Origin of the sequence: Pseudonocardia sp., from assembly GCF_029263155.1 — a bacterium.
Taxonomy (GTDB): Bacteria; Actinomycetota; Actinomycetes; order Mycobacteriales; family Pseudonocardiaceae; genus Pseudonocardia.
In genome coordinates, this window is sequence record NZ_JAJCYB010000053.1 from 1 (window position 1) to 14,664 (window position 14,664).

Genomic DNA, 14,664 nt, shown 5'->3' on the forward strand with positions numbered 1-14,664 from the left:
CTTCAAGGCCCTGCGACGGGTGAGCCTGTGCCCCTGGCGGATCGGCACCATCACCGCTGCGGCGCTCGTCCTGCTTCACCACCAGCACGGCCGGACGACGTGATCAACCGGCCCGGCCGATCGCTACTGGGAAGGACTCAGTCACCGCGCTGACCGGATAGCTGGGCATGGTTGCCCGCGCTAATGTCGAATCATCACGGAAATCGATATGGCGTGGGAAATCTAATGTCCAGGACGGGTGGGACGCTCGTCCGTAGAACAACGGAGTGAATGTGCGTTCGATCTCAATCATCGGGGCCGGTCCCGCAGGTCTGATCCTCGGCATCGGTCTGGTCCGTGCAGGATACGACGTCACCCTCTACTCGGACCGGGACCCGGAGGCGATCCGCAACGGTTTCGTCCCCTCGTCCGCGGGCCTCTCGTTCGCCGGCCAGGCGGTCGAGGCCGAGTTGGGGCTGAACACCTGGGACGACCGGGTGCAGGAGTTGGAGGGCGTTCATTTCGACGTCGTCGCGCCGGGCGGAGACCTGGTGACCACCATCGAGGGACCGTGGCACGACGGGCCGTGGCGGTGCGTCGACCTGCGGCTGAAATGCGTTGCCTGGATGGCGGAATTCGAGCGCCTGGGCGGCCGCGTGGTCGTCAGGGAGATCACCCCTGACGACCTCGAGCGGTGCGCAGCCGACACCGATCTGACCGTCGTCGCCGCCGGTAAGGGGAAGATCTCCTCGTTCTTCGCGCGGGACGACGAGAAATGCATCTTCGCCGAGCCGCAGCGCAACATATCGATGGTCGTCGTGAAGGACCATCCTGGTTGGGTCGACGCCGTCGGCTTCGCTCCGCTGCACTACACCAAGATGCTCGACGTCGGAGAGGTCATCTGCGGTACCTTCCTCAACACCGACGAGGAACCGGCGGTCTTCCTCATCTTCGACGCCGTGCCGGGCAGTCCGATGGACCGGTTCATGCACGTGTCATCGAACGAGGAACAGGTCGAGGTGAGCAAGCAGTTCGTCAAGGAATGCATGCCGTGGGAGTGGGAGCGGGTCAAGGACATGCGGCTGGCCGATCCTGGCGCTGCGATTCGTGGACGGATCACCCCGACGGTCCGTAAGCCGGTTGCCAAGCTGCCGTCCGGAGCCCTGCTCACCGGGATCGGCGACACCCTCTCCACGAAGGACGGGATCGGCGGCCAGGGCCTGAACAGTGCCGTGAAGAGCGGCCACCACATGCTCAAGGCGATTCTCGACCGCGGCGACAAGGCCTTTGACGCCGAGTGGATCCAGCACACCTGGGACGAGTTCTGGAACTCCTACGAGCAGTATGCGGACGTGTTCAACAACGGTCTGATGATGCCGGTACCGGTACATCAGCAGAAGATCTTCGCCGCAGCGGCCCAGAACCCCGAGCTGGCCAGGAAGCTGTTCCACTGCTTCAGCCACCCGCCGTCGGCATTCCCCTGGATGGTCGACCCCGCCGCGGCCGAGGAAGTACTGGCACAGGTCGAGCGGTGATGAGTTCGGCGCGGGGTCGCCGGCCGACCGCCGACCGGGGTGACCGCCGGGAGCTCCGCCGCGCCCTGGGAACGTACGCCACGGGCGTCACGGTCATCACCACCGGTGCGCCGGACGGGAGGCGGGCCGGCATCACGGTCAACTCGTTCACGTCCTTGTCGCTGGACCCACCGCTGGTGCTGTTCTGTCTCGCGAGACGGGCTCCGAGCCACACGGACTTCCACGCTGCGGGACATTTTGCGATACATGTCCTCGCCGCCGACCAGCACCACCTGTCGCGGCAGTTCTCCACCCCGGCCGCGGACAAGTTCTCCTGTGTCGACGTCATCGACGGGCCCGGCGGCGTCCCGCTGATAGACGGAGTGATCGCACGATTCGTCTGCCGGCAGGTGAACCGGTACGACGGTGGCGATCACAGCATCTTCGTCGGCGAGGTGCAGCAGTACGAGCAGTTCGACGGTGACCCGCTCGTGTTGCACTCGGGGTGCTACCGCGTCGCGGCGACGCATCCCGACTTCTCGGATCAACTGTAGGGAGAACATGGTGAAGAGATTTGCCGGACGGGTCGTCCTCGTCACGGGTGCCGGCTCGGGTATCGGCAGGGCCTACTGCGACCGGTTCGTCGAAGAAGGTGCGCGAGTTGTCGCGGTCGACATCGATGAACGGAAGGTGCAGACCGTCGGTGCGGCGCTCGGGGACAGTTGCGTCGCTGTGCAGGCCGACGTCACCAGCGCGCAGGATAACGAACGAGCCGTTGCCGCCGCCGTCGACAGCTTCGGGCGGCTGGACGTGTTCGTCGGCAACGCGGGTGTCTTCGACGGGTTCCTCGGCCTGGCCCATACGGACAACGAACAGCTGGAAAAGCTGTTCGACCCGGTGTTCGCCGTCAACGTCAAGGGTTATCTGCTCGGCGCGAGGTCCGCGTTGCCGAAGCTGCTGGACAGCGGGGGATGCATGGTGTTCACTGCCTCTTCCGCCGGTTCGCACACCAATCAGGGCGGCCTGATCTACACGATGGCGAAGCACTCCGTCATCGGCCTGATCCGGGAGTTGGCGTACGAGCTGGCGCCGAAAATCCGAGTCAATGGGGTATCGCCGGGCGGAACGTTCACAGATATGCGCAACGCTGTTTCGCTCGGCCAGGACTTCGGCGACGACCGGTCGGTGTTCGACGCGCCGGGTATGGGCGACTTCATCGCTGCATCGACCCCGCTGCAACGGATCAACGACACAGCGGATCATGCCGCCGTGGCCGCGTTTCTGGCGTCCTCGGAAGCAGCCGGCATCACCGGAGTGGTCGTTCCTTCGGACGGCGGTTACGCGATTCGCGGCGCGACAGGCGCTGCCGGCGGGGGTGATCTGTGAACAGACCTGAGGTCCGCTCCGGTCACGGGGCCGACGAGGAAGAACCCGAACGGGTCGCAATGGAGCGCCACTATGAGAAATGGATTGTCGAGTGATGTCGAGCGTGCAAGAGGTTAAGGCACAGCCGGAGCCGTTCACGATCAACGTATCCGACCAGGACCTGGAGGATCTCCGGCAGCGGCTACGGTCGGCGCGCTGGCCGGGTGACCTTGGCAACGACACCTGGCACTACGGAGCCTCCGAATCGTACCTGCGCGAGCTCACCTCGGCGTGGATCGATTTCGACTGGCGCGCAGTGGAAGCGCAGATGAACGAGCTCGACCACTTCCAGGTCGAGCTCGGCGGGCAGCCCATCCACTACGTGCGGGCGAACGCCGGCGCCGGCATGCCCATCCTGCTGCTGGGTGGCTGGCCGTGCACGTTCTGGGATTTCGCCGAGGTGCTGCCGAGGCTGTCCGGCTTCGAGGTGATCATCGCGGAGCTCCCCGGCTATGGCTTCTCCAGCCCGCTCCGGGTACCGAAGCTCGGGTTCGTGGAATCGGCCGACCTCATGCACGAGCTCATGACGGGGGTGCTCGGTCACGACCGTTACGGGGTCCACGGATTCGACTGGGGCGGGTTCACGGCTGCACAGATGGCGCACAAGCACGCAGCGTCGATCACCGGGTTCCACACGTCTATGCCGATGCCGTTGGACTTCGCCCCGGTGCCGCCGGACCTGTGGAGCCCCGCGGAGTCCGGGTACGCCGAGCGGACCGCCCAGTTCTGGCAGCATGGCGCGGCCTACTTCAACGAGCAGGCCACCAAGCCGCAGACCGTTGCGTTCATCGGGGACTCCCCGGTGGCGACCGCCGCGTGGCTGGTGGAGAAGTTCCACGGCTGGACCGACCACGGCGGCAACGTCGAGGACGCCTACCCGCGCGACCGCATCCTGGCGACGCTGAGCATCTACTGGTTCACCAGGACGGTCGGCTCCTCGGCCAGGTTCTACGCGGAGAGCCTGCAGAACCCGTGGACCCCGAGCCACGGTGGCACCCCCACCATCACGGTGCCGACCGGGGTCGCCGCGTTCCCCAAGGAGGCGGCGCACGTACCGGAGGCGTGGGTGCAGCAGTACTTCAATCTGAAGCGCTACACCAGGATGGACCGTGGCGGCCATTTCCCTGCCGTAGAGAATCCCGATGGACTGGCCGATGAGTTGATCGCCTTCTTCGCCGGGGTCTGATCAGACCGCCCACCATGAGCCGGCGCCGTAGCGGCTCAGTAAACCGTCCGACCCCGTATGGCATCGACCGCCGGGTGCGCAACTGTGCACCCGGCGGTCGGCGTGCTGAGTGGGGTGCCGACGTCGCGAGCGGCCGGCCTCTCCATCGGCCTCCACCTCGCGAGGGTGAGGCCTGTGCGACGTGCCGGTTCGTCACGGGGGCCCACCCCGTGCCCCCCTTGACCTCGCGAGCTGTATCCGCGATCCTCTAACATGAGGAGTATGTCTCTGTCAGGCAGAAGCGGGGCGACCGTGCACAGCCAGGTCGCAGGGTGGAGCCAGCGATGACCGATCAGTCTTCCGGTCCCGACAGCGGACTGCTGGCGGACGTGCGGCAGGGGATGATCCCTGCGCACATCTACAACGACCCGGAGATCTTCCGGCTCGAGAAGGAGCGGCTGTTCAGCCGGACCTGGCTGTTCGTCGCGCACGAGTCCGAAGTGCCGCAGGTGGGGGACTACGTGGTCCGCCGAGTGCTCGAGGACTCGTTCATCATCGTCCGCGACGAGCGCGGCAAGGTGCAGGCGATGTTCAACATGTGCCTGCACCGCGGGATGCAGGTCTGCCGGGCAGAGGTGGGCAACGCGTCGCACTTCCGCTGCCCTTACCACGGCTGGTCCTACCGGAACGACGGGCGCCTGGCCGGGTTGCCGTTCCACCAGGACGCGTATGGCGGCGAGGCCGGCTTCGCACGTGCGGGGCAGAGACTCCTGCCCGCGCCGGCGCTGGGCACCTACAACGGGCTGATCTTCCTCAGCCTGGACCCGGACGCGCCGCCGCTGGAGGAGTTCCTCGGCGACTTCCGCTTCTATCTGGACTACTACACGAAGCAGAGCCCGAGCGGCATCGAGCTGCGAGGGCCGCAGCGTTGGCGGATCAAGGCGAACTGGAAGATCGGCGCGGAGAACTTCGCCGGCGACATGTACCACACCCCGCAGACGCACACGTCCGTCGTGGAGATCGGGCTGTTCCGCGAGCCGAAGGCCGAGAAGCGCAAGGACGGCGCCACCTACTGGGCCGGCAACGGCGGCGGCACGACCTACAAGCTCTCGTCGGGCACTCTCGAGGAGCGGTTGCGCTATGTCGGCTACCCCGACGAGATGATCGAGCGGATGAAGCGGAGCTGGTCACCCGCACAGCTCGGCGTGATCGGCGACGACGGCTTCATGATCAGTGCGGCATCGGTCTTCCCGAACCTCAGCCTCGTGCACAACTGGCCCCGGGTTGCCGACTCCGACGACGTGCTGCCGTTCGTCTCGATCCGACAGTGGCAACCGATCAGCGCGGACGAGACCGAGGTCCTGTCCTGGTTCGCCGTGGACGCCGAAGCGCCCGAGGAGTTCAAGCAGCTTTCCTACAAGGCCTACCTCATGTGCTTCGGCAGCACCGGCATGTTCGAACAGGACGACGTCGAGAACTGGGTGTCGCTGACGAGCACCGCTGCCGGCACCATGGCGCGGCGGCTGCTGCTCAACGGCCGGATGGGCCTGCTGTCCGACGGCACCGACGTCGCACCGGAGCTCACGGCGGAGCAGTTCGCCGGCCCGGGCACGGCACGCGTCGGATACAGCGAGTTCAACCAGCGCGAGCTGCTCAACCGGTGGGCGGACCACCTGGAGCGACCGCCGGGCTCGCCGACGCAGCTCACCGTCGGCACCGCCGCAGCCGTGGGGAACGGGCGGGTGCCGTCGTGACCACCGGCGCCACGCACTCGTCGCGCTCGCCCCTGGGCGGACACGCTCCGACGCAGCAGCGGGTCGGGCGGACGCTGCCGTTCGACGACGCGCGCCACCTGCTCGCCCACCGGTGGCTGGTGGACGAGACCTACCTGCTCGACGCGCAGGACTACGAGGTCTGGCTCGAGCTGCTCACCGACGATATCCACTACCTCATGCCGGTGCGGGTCACCACGGCGCTGGGCGCCGGTTTCGACACCGCCCCGGGAATGGCGCACTTCGACGAGGACAGATACTCGCTCGAGAGGCGGGTGGCCCGCTTCGCCACCGAGCACGCCTGGACCGAGGACCCCCCGTCCCGGATGCGCCACTACCTCACCAACGTGCGCACCTTCGCCACCGAGGACCCGGACCATCTCGTGGTCGACTCCGCCGTGCTGCTGTTCCGCAGCCGCGGAGACGTCCGCGAGTCCGCGCTCGTCTCCGCGGGCCGCGAGGATCTGCTGCGGCGGGTGGGCGACGACTGGCGACTCGCGCGCCGGACCATCCTGGTCGACGAGTCCGTGCTGCGGATGCAGAACCTGGCGGTGTTCCTGTGAGCCAGGGGGAACGCGCCGTGGGGGAGGCCATCACGATCGCCAACGAGTTCTCGGAGATCCGGGTCCGGCGGGTGGACACCCGCAACGGGTCACGGCTGCTCGTCGAGGCACCGCGCACCGGGCAATGGGTGACGTTGTGCCCACTGGAGCTTGAGGCGCTGACCTGGCAGTCGCCGGAAACGTTCTCGGCGATGATCGGCAACCCATCCCGCCCGCTGGTGCCGGAGGAGGATTGATGGGCGAGAGGTGGCTGGCCGGGCGGCGCGCTCTCGTCGTCGGTGCGGGCTCGGGCATCGGTCGCGCCGTCGTCGACGCCTTCCGTGACGAGGGTGCCCGCGTCGCGGTGCTGGAACGGGACACCGGCAAGTGCGCAGCCATCGCCGCATCCCTGCCCGACGTGCCGGTGGTGGCCGGCGACGCCACCACCCGCACGGCGAACGAGGAGGCTGTCGCCATGGCCGTCGACACCTTCGGCGGTCTCGACGTGCTGGTCAACTGCGTCGGGATCTTCGACTTCTACCAGGGCATCGAGGCGCTCGCCGCGGACCGCATCGACGAGGCGTTCGACGAGATGTACCGGACCAACGTCAGAAGCCACATCCACGGCGTCAAGGCCGCGCTGCCGGCTCTGCGGTCCTCGCGCGGCACAATCCTGCTCACCGAGTCCACATCGGCCTACTACCCAGGCCGGGGCGGGGTGCTCTACGTGTCGTCCAAGCACGCCGTCCGGGGCCTGGTCACGGCACTGGCCCACGAGCTCGCCCCCGACATCCGCGTCAACGGCGTGGCACCCGGCGGCACGCTGGGCACCGACCTGCGCGGCCTCGACAGCCTCGGGCTGGGCAGCCGCCGCCTCGACGACGCGCCTGGCCGGGCCGCCGAGCTCGCCGCCCGGGTCCCGCTCGGAGTCGCATTGTCCGGGCCGGACCACGCGTGGAGCTACGTGTTCCTCGCCTCCGAGCGCGCGCGCGGCATCACCGGCGGTGTCGTGCATCCCGACGGCGGCATCGGCATCAAGGCGTGAGGCTCGCTGCCACCGTGCCGGCCGCACCCGCTGTCCCATCGGACAACGCTGTCCGATCAGATGAACGAGGAGGAACTCCTATGCCCGTCGTCAAGGTCGACCTCGGAGCCTGTCAGGGCTACGCCAACTGCGTCGTCGCGGCCGACGACGTGTTCGACATCAACGACGCCGGCGTGGTCGTGCTGCTGCGGACCGAGATATCGGAGTCCGACCGGGCGAGAGTCGAGTCCGCGGCGCGCAGCTGCCCGGTGAACGCGCTGGTGGTCGAGGAGCGATGAGACCTCCGACCACGGTCGTCGTCGGTTCCTCGGTCGGCGGCGTACGCACCGCGCAGGCGCTGCGGGCCGCCGGCTATCCCGGCGACCTGGTGCTCGTCGGCGAGGAGCCGCATCTGCCCTACGACAAGCCGCCCCTGTCCAAGTCGTTGCTCGCCGGGTCGGAGACCGCGGACGACGTCATGTTGTTCGGCGCCGACGCCGCGCAGGCAGCGGACGTGCGACTGCTGCTCGGCCGTCGGGCGGAGCGGCTCGACGTCGCGGCGGGCGAGCTGCAGCTGGACGACGGTGAGCGGCTGGCCTACGACGACGTCGTCGTCGCCACCGGCGCGCAGGCGCGGCCGTCCCCGTGGGGGGCCCACCCCGGGGTGCACGTGCTGCGCACCCTGGGCGATGCCGAAGCGCTCCGCTCCGACCTGCTCGCCGGCGGGCACCTCGTGATCGTGGGCGCCGGGTTCATCGGAGCCGAGGTGGCCGCCACCGCCCGCGCGCTCGGGCTCGAGGTCACCATGGTCGATCCGCTCGACGTGCCGATGGCGCGCATCCTCGGTCCGGAGGTCGGAGGCCTCTTCGTCGGGCTGCACGAGCGGCACGGCGTCGCGACCGCGTTCGGCGTCGGGGTGGAGGGCATCGAGGGCCGCCGCGGCGCGCTGCGCGTTGCGCTCACCGACGGCAGGGTGCTCAACGCGTCGACGGTCGTTGTGGGGATCGGAGCGGTGCCGAACGACGGCTGGTTGGCCTCGTCAGGCCTGCTGGTCGACGACGGGCTGGTGTGCGACGAGCACTGCCGCGCGATCGGCTCCCCGCGGGTGTACGCGGTCGGGGACGTCGCCCGCTGGTGGCACCTCCGGCACGGCGAGCGGGTCCGCGTCGAACACTGGACGAACGCGGTGGAGCAGGCCGCCGTGGTGGCGCACAACATCACCTTCCCGGACGACCCCCGGCCCTACACGCCGGTCGAGTACGTCTGGAGCGACCAGTACGACTGGAAGATCCAGATCGCCGGGCGCACCGGCCGGTCCCGGCACGAGATCCTCGGCGACCCCACGGGCACGCGGTTCGCGGTGCTCTACGGCGACGAGGACGGCCCGCTCGCCGGGCTGGTGACGGTCAACTGGCCCAAGGCGCTGGTCACCGGGCGCAGGGCGCTCGCCGCCGGCACCACGCTGGCCGAGTTCCGTTCCGGCCTGCAGCAGCGCGACGCGTCCGTGCGGTCGAGCGGCGCGGGCTGACGCGGGGCTGCCCGGCCGTCAGCCGTGCAGCAACTCTGCGGCCTCGGCGACCGTGGCGCGCAGGGTGGCGCCGATGGCCCGCTGGTCGGCGGCCGACATCCGGCTGGCCGGCACGGCCGCGTTGAACGCGATGCGCGCAGGTGTGCTGCGGAAGGGGAACGCCACGGCCACCGACGACACGCCGGCCTCGCTCTCCTCGGTGCTGGTGGCGTAGCCGCGCTTGCGGACGGTCGCGAGCTGGGCCTCCAGGTCACTGCGCAGCCGGACGCTGTGGCTGGTGAGCCCCTCGAGCTCCTCGTCAGGGTAGAGCGCGTGCAGCTCGGCGGTAGACAGCTGGGCCAGCAGGGCCTTGCCGGTGGAAGTGGCGTGGGCCGGCATCGAGCGGCCGAGCCTGGACGCGACCCGCACCGCCTTGGGGCTCTCCAGGGCGTCGATGAAGCGGACGGTCGTACCGTCGAGCAGGCCGAGGTGGACAGTCTCCGCGAGGTCGGTGTTGAGCCGCTCCAGGTACGGGCGCAGCACGCTGCGGAAGTCGAAGCGCTGCAGGATGGAGAACGCGACGCCGGTCAGAGCGGTGCCCGGACCGTAGACCTTGGTCCGCTCGTTCTGCCGGACGAAGCCCCGGTACTGCAGCATCGCCAGCAATCGGTGCGCTGTGGAGGAGGCGACTCCGAGGTACTCGCTCACGTCGGTCAGCCGCAGCTCCGACCGCTCGCCCAGGAGGAGCAGAACCTTGAGGGCGTTGTCGACCGACTCGATCGGATACTGCGGCATCGCGGCCGTGCTCGACTGCACGGCAGGCCCGGTGCTGGTTCTCTTCACAGCAGAAACTCTACCGGTCCCAGGTGGTGTCCGGCGGTTCGACGAGCCGGGCGATCTCGTGTCGCCATGCTGTCGCCTCGTTGAAGCCGGTGCCCAGGTCGGGCAGCTCGGCCATGTCCTCGTCCGGGACGTCGACCAGCGTGCCGCCCGCACCGGTGACGGCGAGCGACAGCCGGGCGATGGAGTCCACGCTGATCGCCCGGAGCACGGCCTGAGCGGGGGAATCGCCGACGGCGGTGAGGCCGTGCCCGCGCAGCAGCACGACGGGGCGGTCGCCCATCGCCTCGATCATCTCCGCGGCCAGCCTGCGGTCGCGCACCAGAACGGCGCGCGGGTAGACGGGTACGCCGCCCTCGGCGAGCCGGGCGCCGGGGATGTCGAACGCGCCGATGATCGGCCGGATCGCGATGCCGGCGAGGTCGGCCGCGACCACGGCGGGCGGGTGCGCGTGGATCACGGTGCGGACGTCCCCCCGGGTCCGCAGCACCTCCGTGTGCAGGGGGAGTTCGTTGGGCACCCGGTATCCGCCGTCGAGGTCGCCGTTCCCATCGAGGTCGACGAGCCTGATGTCGGCGTACTCGGTGAAGGCGAGCCCGCGCTCGCGCGGCCCGCGACACCGCACCAGCAGGTGGTCGTCGTCGACGCGCACGCTGATGTGGCCCAGGATCCCCTCTGCGAGCTGGCGTGCCGCCAGCACCCGGCAGGCGCGGGCGATCTCATGGCGCAGGGCGTCCACGTTCGTCACGTCGGTCCTCACGATCTCGGCGGCAGGTGAGCTATTTCTAGAAGACGGGACGTTGCTCTGTCCAGCAGACACTTGGGCTACCCGGTCGCGGCCCGGGGCTCTGTGCCCCCGCGCCCGCGTAGAGCTGCGGCTGCCGGCACCGCGAGGAGGCCGCCGGAGAGGGTCACCGCCGCGACGAGGGGGATCACGCTCACCATGCCGGCCACCGCGAGCGGCACGACGAGCAGCGCTGCGGCCCGGACGGTGCCGGTCACGGCGATGGCCTCGCCCTTCTCCTGCGGGTCGACGGCCGTCGCGGCCATGGCCGGACCCATGGTCTGCAGGGCGCCTGCGCCGAGCCCGGACACCGCGAGCGCGATCGCTGCGGGCACGGCGTGCTCAGCGGTGACCGCCAGCGCGGCGATGCCCGCCCCCGCGGCGACGATGCTCAGCGAGACGGCGAGCGACGCGCGTCCGGAACGGACTCGCGCGACGGCCACGGAGCTCACGATGGACGCGGCGTTGGCGGCGGAGATCAGGATCCCGATCACCGACGACGACTGCCGTGCGGCGTCGAGGATCACGGGGACGTAGGAGTTGAGCAGCGCGCGCCAGCTGCCTTCGCATCCGGAGGCCAGCAAGCCGGCACGAACGGCGGGCCGGTGCCGCAGCCCGCCACGCGGCCGGCCTTCCGAGGGGAGCGTGAAGGGCGGCAGCCGGTCCAACGCCATGGCGGGGACGAAGGACAGCAGCGACACCACGGCCGCCACCCACAGGGCCAGGTCGGGATCGTGGTCGATCAGCACGCCCGCGGCGGCGGGCCCGGCGAGTATTCCCAGCGACGAGGTGAGGTTGAGGTTCGCCAGCGCCCTGACCGCGGTCAGCCTGCCGCGCACGACGTGGGTCTGGGCGCCGGTCCAGAAGCAGGCCCTGGCCGCCCCCTGGAGCAGTTCGGCCACGAGGAACGGCACGAGCTCCGTGGACAGGGCCACGAGCCCGTTCGAGGCGGCCAGCAGCAGCCCGGCCACGGCGACGAGGGAACGGTCGCTCCAGCGCCGCATCGCCGCGGCCAGGAAGAACCGCACTCCCATCTGGCTGACGGCCGACACCGAAGCGAAGATCCCGACGGCCACACCGCTGTAGCCGGACAGGAGCGCGACCAGGGGCAGGGCGACCGTCGCCAGGCCGAGCCCGGCGCAGAACAGCAACGCCGAGAGTCCCGATCCGGTCGCGTCCAGCCGGGGTCGGCGGGACGGAAACGGTCGCTCCCTCACCGGATCGGGGCTTCGAGCACGGGGGCCCTCCGTGAGGTCGCGCTGCTGGGGGTGCGGGTGGGGCGGCTGTTCTGCCAGGAGGAAACGACCTCGGCGTACCGAACTTTAGGACGGCCCGCGGCGGCGCGGCAAGCCAGGGAGCGCGATAGGTGCGGCCGGGCTTCGATTCTGCTCTTGACAATACTCTTCGCCTAGAGGGAAAGTCGGGCCGTGATAGCGAGGAGCCAGAACGCGGGGTGGCGAAGGTGACCGATGCACTTCGGGGCTCCCTGCCGCCGATCGTCACGCCGTTTCGCGACGAGCGCCTGGACCTGGACACCTACCGCGACCTGATCGAGTTCCAGATCGAGGCCGGGTCACACGGGATCGTGGTCAACGGCACCACCGGCGAGCCGAGCACACTGGCGGCGCAGGAGCGCGCCGAGCTCGTCTCGGTGGCCGTCGAGGTGGTCGCCGGCCGGTGTCCCGTGGTGGCCGCGACCGGCTCGCAGTCGCTGGACGAGACGCTCTGGCTGACCGAGCAGGCCGCCACCGCAGGCGCGGACGCGGTGCTCGTCGTCACGCCCTACTACTCGCAGCCCCCGCAGCGCGGGCTGATCCGGTACATGCACCGGGTGGCGTCGACGGTCCCGCACCTTCCGGTCCTGCTCTACCACATCCCCGGGCGCGCCGGGGTCTCGGTGACGGTCGACACGCTGCTCGCGATGAAGGACGCGTGCGACAACCTTGTCGGCGTGAAGCACGCGTCGGCCGACGTCGACTTCGTCTCCGACCTCATGGCGAGGACCGCCGGTGAGTTCACCGTGCTGGTGGGCCTCGAGCACCTGACGTTGCCGATGCTCGCGGCCGGTGCGTCCGGCATGGTCAACGCGCTGGCGAACATCGCGCCGCGCGACGTCGTCGCCCTGTTCGAGGCCGTGGACCGCAGCGACCTGCCCACCGCCCGCCGGATCGGCGCCGCCCTCCACGAGCTCAACCGGGCCATCTTCTGGGACACCAACCCCATCGCGCTCAAGTACATGATGCGGCAGTCGGGTCTGCTCGCTCGCAACGAGCACCGGTTGCCGATGGTCCCGGCCGATCCGGCCCTCGAGGCTCGACTGGACGCGGCGCTCGAACGCGCCCGGCGCCATCCCGAGCTCCTGTTCGGAGCATCCTCGCCGCGGCAGTGACGAGGGAACTGCCGAAGCGCGTCGTCATCGAAGCATGAGAGGAAGGCCATGGCCGAGTCGTTCTGGGTGGAGGCGCTGGGCGCGCAGACCCGCTACTACGACGCGAGCGGACACCGCACCCGCTGCATCGAGGCCGGATCGGGGGAACCGCTCGTGCTGCTGCACGGCATCAGCGGGCACGCCGAGACCTGGATCCGCAACGTGGCCACGCTGGCGCGCACGCACCACGTCTATGCGCTGGACATGCTCGGTCACGGCTTCACCGACAAGCCCGTCATCGACTACACCATCCCGGCACTGGCCGAGCACGTACTGGCCTTCCTGGACGCGATCGGCGCGCAACGGGCCACCCTCGTCGGGCAGTCCCTCGGTGGTTGGGTCGCCGGGTGGCTCGCGGTGCACCGGCCCGACCGGGTGGCGGCGCTCGTCAGCGCGACCGGCGCCGGCCTGCAGCTCGATGCCGACGGCGCGGAGCTGACCCGCCGGCTCGGGGCCAAGGTCCGGGAGGCGACCCAGCGCGCGTTCGCCGATCCCACGCGGGAGACGGTCCGAACCCGCCTGGAGTGGCTCGTGCACGACCCCGGCCTGATCACCGACGAGCTCGTCGAGACGCGCTACCGGATCTTCACCCAGCCCGACTTCCTGGCCGTCAACGAGCGGTTGCTCGACGGCCTGACCGCCGCCGCAGGCGATCAGGACGTGCTCGACGCGCAGGCACTGCGGAAGATCTCATGCCCGACGCTCGTGCTGTGGACCCGGCACAACCCGACGATGCAGTGGGACGTGGGGAAGGCGGCCTGCGAGTTGATCCCCGGCGCGGTCTGGCACCTCATGGAGGACGCCGGGCACTGGCCGCAGTTCGAACGGCCGGACGAGTTCCACCAGGTGCTCGCCGCGTTCCTGGCGGGCGTCGCGGGGTCCGGGGCGAGCGCATGAGCGGCCGTCTGTCGGAGAAGGTCGCCGTCATCACCGGAGGGGCCGCCGGCCAGGGCAGGGCGGCCGCCCTGCTCTTCGCCCGGGAAGGCGCCACGGTCGTCGTGGCCGACCTGGACGAGAAGGGCGGACAGGCCGTCACGGACGACATCGAGGCGGCAGGAGGCTCCGCGTCCTTCGTCAAGGCCGACGTCACCGACGAGGGTCAGGTCGCCGCACTCGTCGAGACCACGGTGGACACCCACGGCCGGCTCGATGTCATGTACAACAACGCCGGCCTCGTGCGCATGGCACCGATCGCCGATCTGAGCACGGAGGACTGGGATTTCACCATGTCCTTCGAGCTGACCCAGGTGTACTTCGGATGCAAGTACGCCCTGCGCCAGATGCAGCGGCAGGGAAGCGGTTCGATCATCAACACCGCATCGACGTCCGGTCTCGTCGGTATCCCCGGGCACGGCCCGCACGCGGCCAGCAAGGCGGGCGTCATCGGGCTCACGAGGTCCGTCGCGGTGGACTACGGACCCCACGGCATCCGCTGCAACGCGATCGCACCGGGCTTCGTGCCCTTCACCGCGCAGACCGTCGAGCTCTCGACCCGGGAGTTCATCGACATGATGCTCGCCCTGCAGCCCCTCAAACGGCCGGGGACACCGGACGACGTCGCCGCGGCCGCGCTGTTCCTGGCCTCGGACGAGTCATCCTGGATCACCGGGCATGTGCTGGCCGTCGACGGCGGGCAGACCGCGATGTGATCCGTGGCCGGGCTGGGGCGCTCGCCCCCAGCCCG

The 14,664-nt window shown here is 69.7% G+C and carries 16 protein-coding genes and 1 pseudogene; 14 read left to right on the forward strand and 3 right to left on the reverse strand.

From position 1 onward, the window contains the following. The 11 genes and pseudogenes from Q1K26_RS10525 to Q1K26_RS10575 all read left to right on the forward strand — a co-directional run. Nucleotides 1–103: pseudogene (locus tag Q1K26_RS10525) on the forward strand (IS5/IS1182 family transposase); the annotation flags it as partial. Nucleotides 104–272: 169 nt separating this feature from the next. Then, nucleotides 273–1,514: a styrene monooxygenase/indole monooxygenase family protein gene (locus Q1K26_RS10530; RefSeq protein WP_300009792.1), complete on the forward strand. Its 1,242-nt coding sequence runs from the start codon at nt 273–275 to the stop codon at nt 1,512–1,514. Then, complete coding sequence (locus Q1K26_RS10535) at nt 1,514–2,047, forward strand: flavin reductase family protein (RefSeq protein WP_300009795.1); 534 nt, start codon at nt 1,514–1,516, stop codon at nt 2,045–2,047. The genes Q1K26_RS10530 and Q1K26_RS10535 overlap by 1 nt, the downstream gene beginning before the upstream one ends. Before the next feature lie 10 nt (nt 2,048–2,057). Next, nucleotides 2,058–2,879 carry an SDR family oxidoreductase gene (locus Q1K26_RS10540; protein ID WP_300009798.1) on the forward strand — a complete coding sequence of 274 codons (822 nt, stop codon included), beginning with the start codon at nt 2,058–2,060 and terminating at the stop codon, nt 2,877–2,879. Between the two features lie 94 nt (nt 2,880–2,973). Then, nucleotides 2,974–4,104 carry an epoxide hydrolase family protein gene (locus Q1K26_RS10545; protein ID WP_300009801.1) on the forward strand — a complete coding sequence of 377 codons (1,131 nt, stop codon included), beginning with the start codon at nt 2,974–2,976 and terminating at the stop codon, nt 4,102–4,104. A gap of 323 nt (nt 4,105–4,427) precedes the next feature. Next, nucleotides 4,428–5,837, forward strand: coding sequence for an aromatic ring-hydroxylating dioxygenase subunit alpha (locus Q1K26_RS10550; protein ID WP_300009804.1), 1,410 nt, complete (start codon nt 4,428–4,430; stop codon nt 5,835–5,837). Then, the gene (locus Q1K26_RS10555) at nt 5,834–6,418 is read left to right on the forward strand and encodes a 3-phenylpropionate/cinnamic acid dioxygenase subunit beta (RefSeq protein WP_300009807.1); all 585 of its coding nucleotides are present in this window, start codon (nt 5,834–5,836) and stop codon (nt 6,416–6,418) included. The genes Q1K26_RS10550 and Q1K26_RS10555 overlap by 4 nt, the downstream gene beginning before the upstream one ends. Nucleotides 6,419–6,435: 17 nt before the next feature. Then, nucleotides 6,436–6,654, forward strand: a complete 219-nt coding sequence (locus Q1K26_RS10560) for a hypothetical protein (RefSeq protein WP_300009810.1) — start codon at nt 6,436–6,438, stop codon at nt 6,652–6,654. Continuing rightward, nucleotides 6,654–7,442, forward strand: a complete 789-nt coding sequence (gene hcaB, locus Q1K26_RS10565; protein WP_300009813.1) for a 3-(cis-5,6-dihydroxycyclohexa-1,3-dien-1-yl)propanoate dehydrogenase — start codon at nt 6,654–6,656, stop codon at nt 7,440–7,442. The genes Q1K26_RS10560 and hcaB overlap by 1 nt, the downstream gene beginning before the upstream one ends. Nucleotides 7,443–7,522: 80 nt before the next feature. Continuing rightward, complete coding sequence (locus tag Q1K26_RS10570; RefSeq protein ID WP_300009817.1) at nt 7,523–7,720, forward strand: ferredoxin; 198 nt, start codon at nt 7,523–7,525, stop codon at nt 7,718–7,720. Beyond that, entirely contained in the window at nt 7,717–8,949 is a 1,233-nt protein-coding gene (locus Q1K26_RS10575; protein ID WP_300009820.1) for an FAD-dependent oxidoreductase, read from the forward strand. Before Q1K26_RS10570 ends, Q1K26_RS10575 begins: the two co-directional genes overlap by 4 nt. 18 nt (nt 8,950–8,967) lie before the next feature. Here the strand turns inward: Q1K26_RS10575 and Q1K26_RS10580 are convergent, their stop codons facing one another. From Q1K26_RS10580 to Q1K26_RS10590, 3 genes are all read right to left on the reverse strand, one after another. Further along, nucleotides 8,968–9,771 (reverse strand): IclR family transcriptional regulator, encoded by an 804-nt coding sequence (locus tag Q1K26_RS10580; protein WP_300009822.1) that lies wholly within the window; start codon nt 9,769–9,771, stop codon nt 8,968–8,970. 10 nt (nt 9,772–9,781) lie between these two features. Further along, nucleotides 9,782–10,516, reverse strand: a complete 735-nt coding sequence (locus tag Q1K26_RS10585) for a class II aldolase/adducin family protein (RefSeq protein WP_300009826.1) — start codon at nt 10,514–10,516, stop codon at nt 9,782–9,784. Nucleotides 10,517–10,593: 77 nt separating this feature from the next. Beyond that, nucleotides 10,594–11,769, reverse strand: a complete 1,176-nt coding sequence (locus tag Q1K26_RS10590) for an MFS transporter (protein ID WP_300009829.1) — start codon at nt 11,767–11,769, stop codon at nt 10,594–10,596. A 245-nt stretch (nt 11,770–12,014) separates the two neighbouring features. Between Q1K26_RS10590 and dapA the strand changes: the two genes are divergently transcribed. Genes dapA through Q1K26_RS10605 form a run of 3 tightly spaced genes read left to right on the forward strand, consistent with a single transcriptional unit; the run spans nt 12,015 to nt 14,629 of the window. After that, nucleotides 12,015–12,941: a 4-hydroxy-tetrahydrodipicolinate synthase gene (dapA, locus tag Q1K26_RS10595; RefSeq protein ID WP_300009833.1), complete on the forward strand. Its 927-nt coding sequence runs from the start codon at nt 12,015–12,017 to the stop codon at nt 12,939–12,941. Nucleotides 12,942–12,989: 48 nt separating this feature from the next. Beyond that, nucleotides 12,990–13,877 (forward strand): alpha/beta fold hydrolase, encoded by an 888-nt coding sequence (locus Q1K26_RS10600; RefSeq protein WP_300009846.1) that lies wholly within the window; start codon nt 12,990–12,992, stop codon nt 13,875–13,877. Next, nucleotides 13,874–14,629: an SDR family NAD(P)-dependent oxidoreductase gene (locus tag Q1K26_RS10605; protein ID WP_300009849.1), complete on the forward strand. Its 756-nt coding sequence runs from the start codon at nt 13,874–13,876 to the stop codon at nt 14,627–14,629. The genes Q1K26_RS10600 and Q1K26_RS10605 overlap by 4 nt, the downstream gene beginning before the upstream one ends. Nucleotides 14,630–14,664: the final 35 nt, after the last annotated feature.

Excerpts from the sequence above, each read along its gene's own strand:
- Q1K26_RS10535 (WP_300009795.1), top strand. The coding sequence starts at position 1,514 with ATGAGTTCGGCGCGGGGTCGCCGGCCGACCGCCGACCGGGGTGACCGC.
- Q1K26_RS10545 (WP_300009801.1), top strand. The coding sequence starts at position 2,974 with ATGTCGAGCGTGCAAGAGGTTAAGGCACAGCCGGAGCCGTTCACGATC.
- Q1K26_RS10550 (WP_300009804.1), top strand. The coding sequence starts at position 4,428 with ATGACCGATCAGTCTTCCGGTCCCGACAGCGGACTGCTGGCGGACGTG.
- hcaB (WP_300009813.1), top strand. The coding sequence starts at position 6,654 with ATGGGCGAGAGGTGGCTGGCCGGGCGGCGCGCTCTCGTCGTCGGTGCG.
- Q1K26_RS10570 (WP_300009817.1), top strand. The coding sequence starts at position 7,523 with ATGCCCGTCGTCAAGGTCGACCTCGGAGCCTGTCAGGGCTACGCCAAC.
- Q1K26_RS10575 (WP_300009820.1), top strand. The coding sequence starts at position 7,717 with ATGAGACCTCCGACCACGGTCGTCGTCGGTTCCTCGGTCGGCGGCGTA.
- Q1K26_RS10600 (WP_300009846.1), top strand. The coding sequence starts at position 12,990 with ATGGCCGAGTCGTTCTGGGTGGAGGCGCTGGGCGCGCAGACCCGCTAC.
- Q1K26_RS10605 (WP_300009849.1), top strand. The coding sequence starts at position 13,874 with ATGAGCGGCCGTCTGTCGGAGAAGGTCGCCGTCATCACCGGAGGGGCC.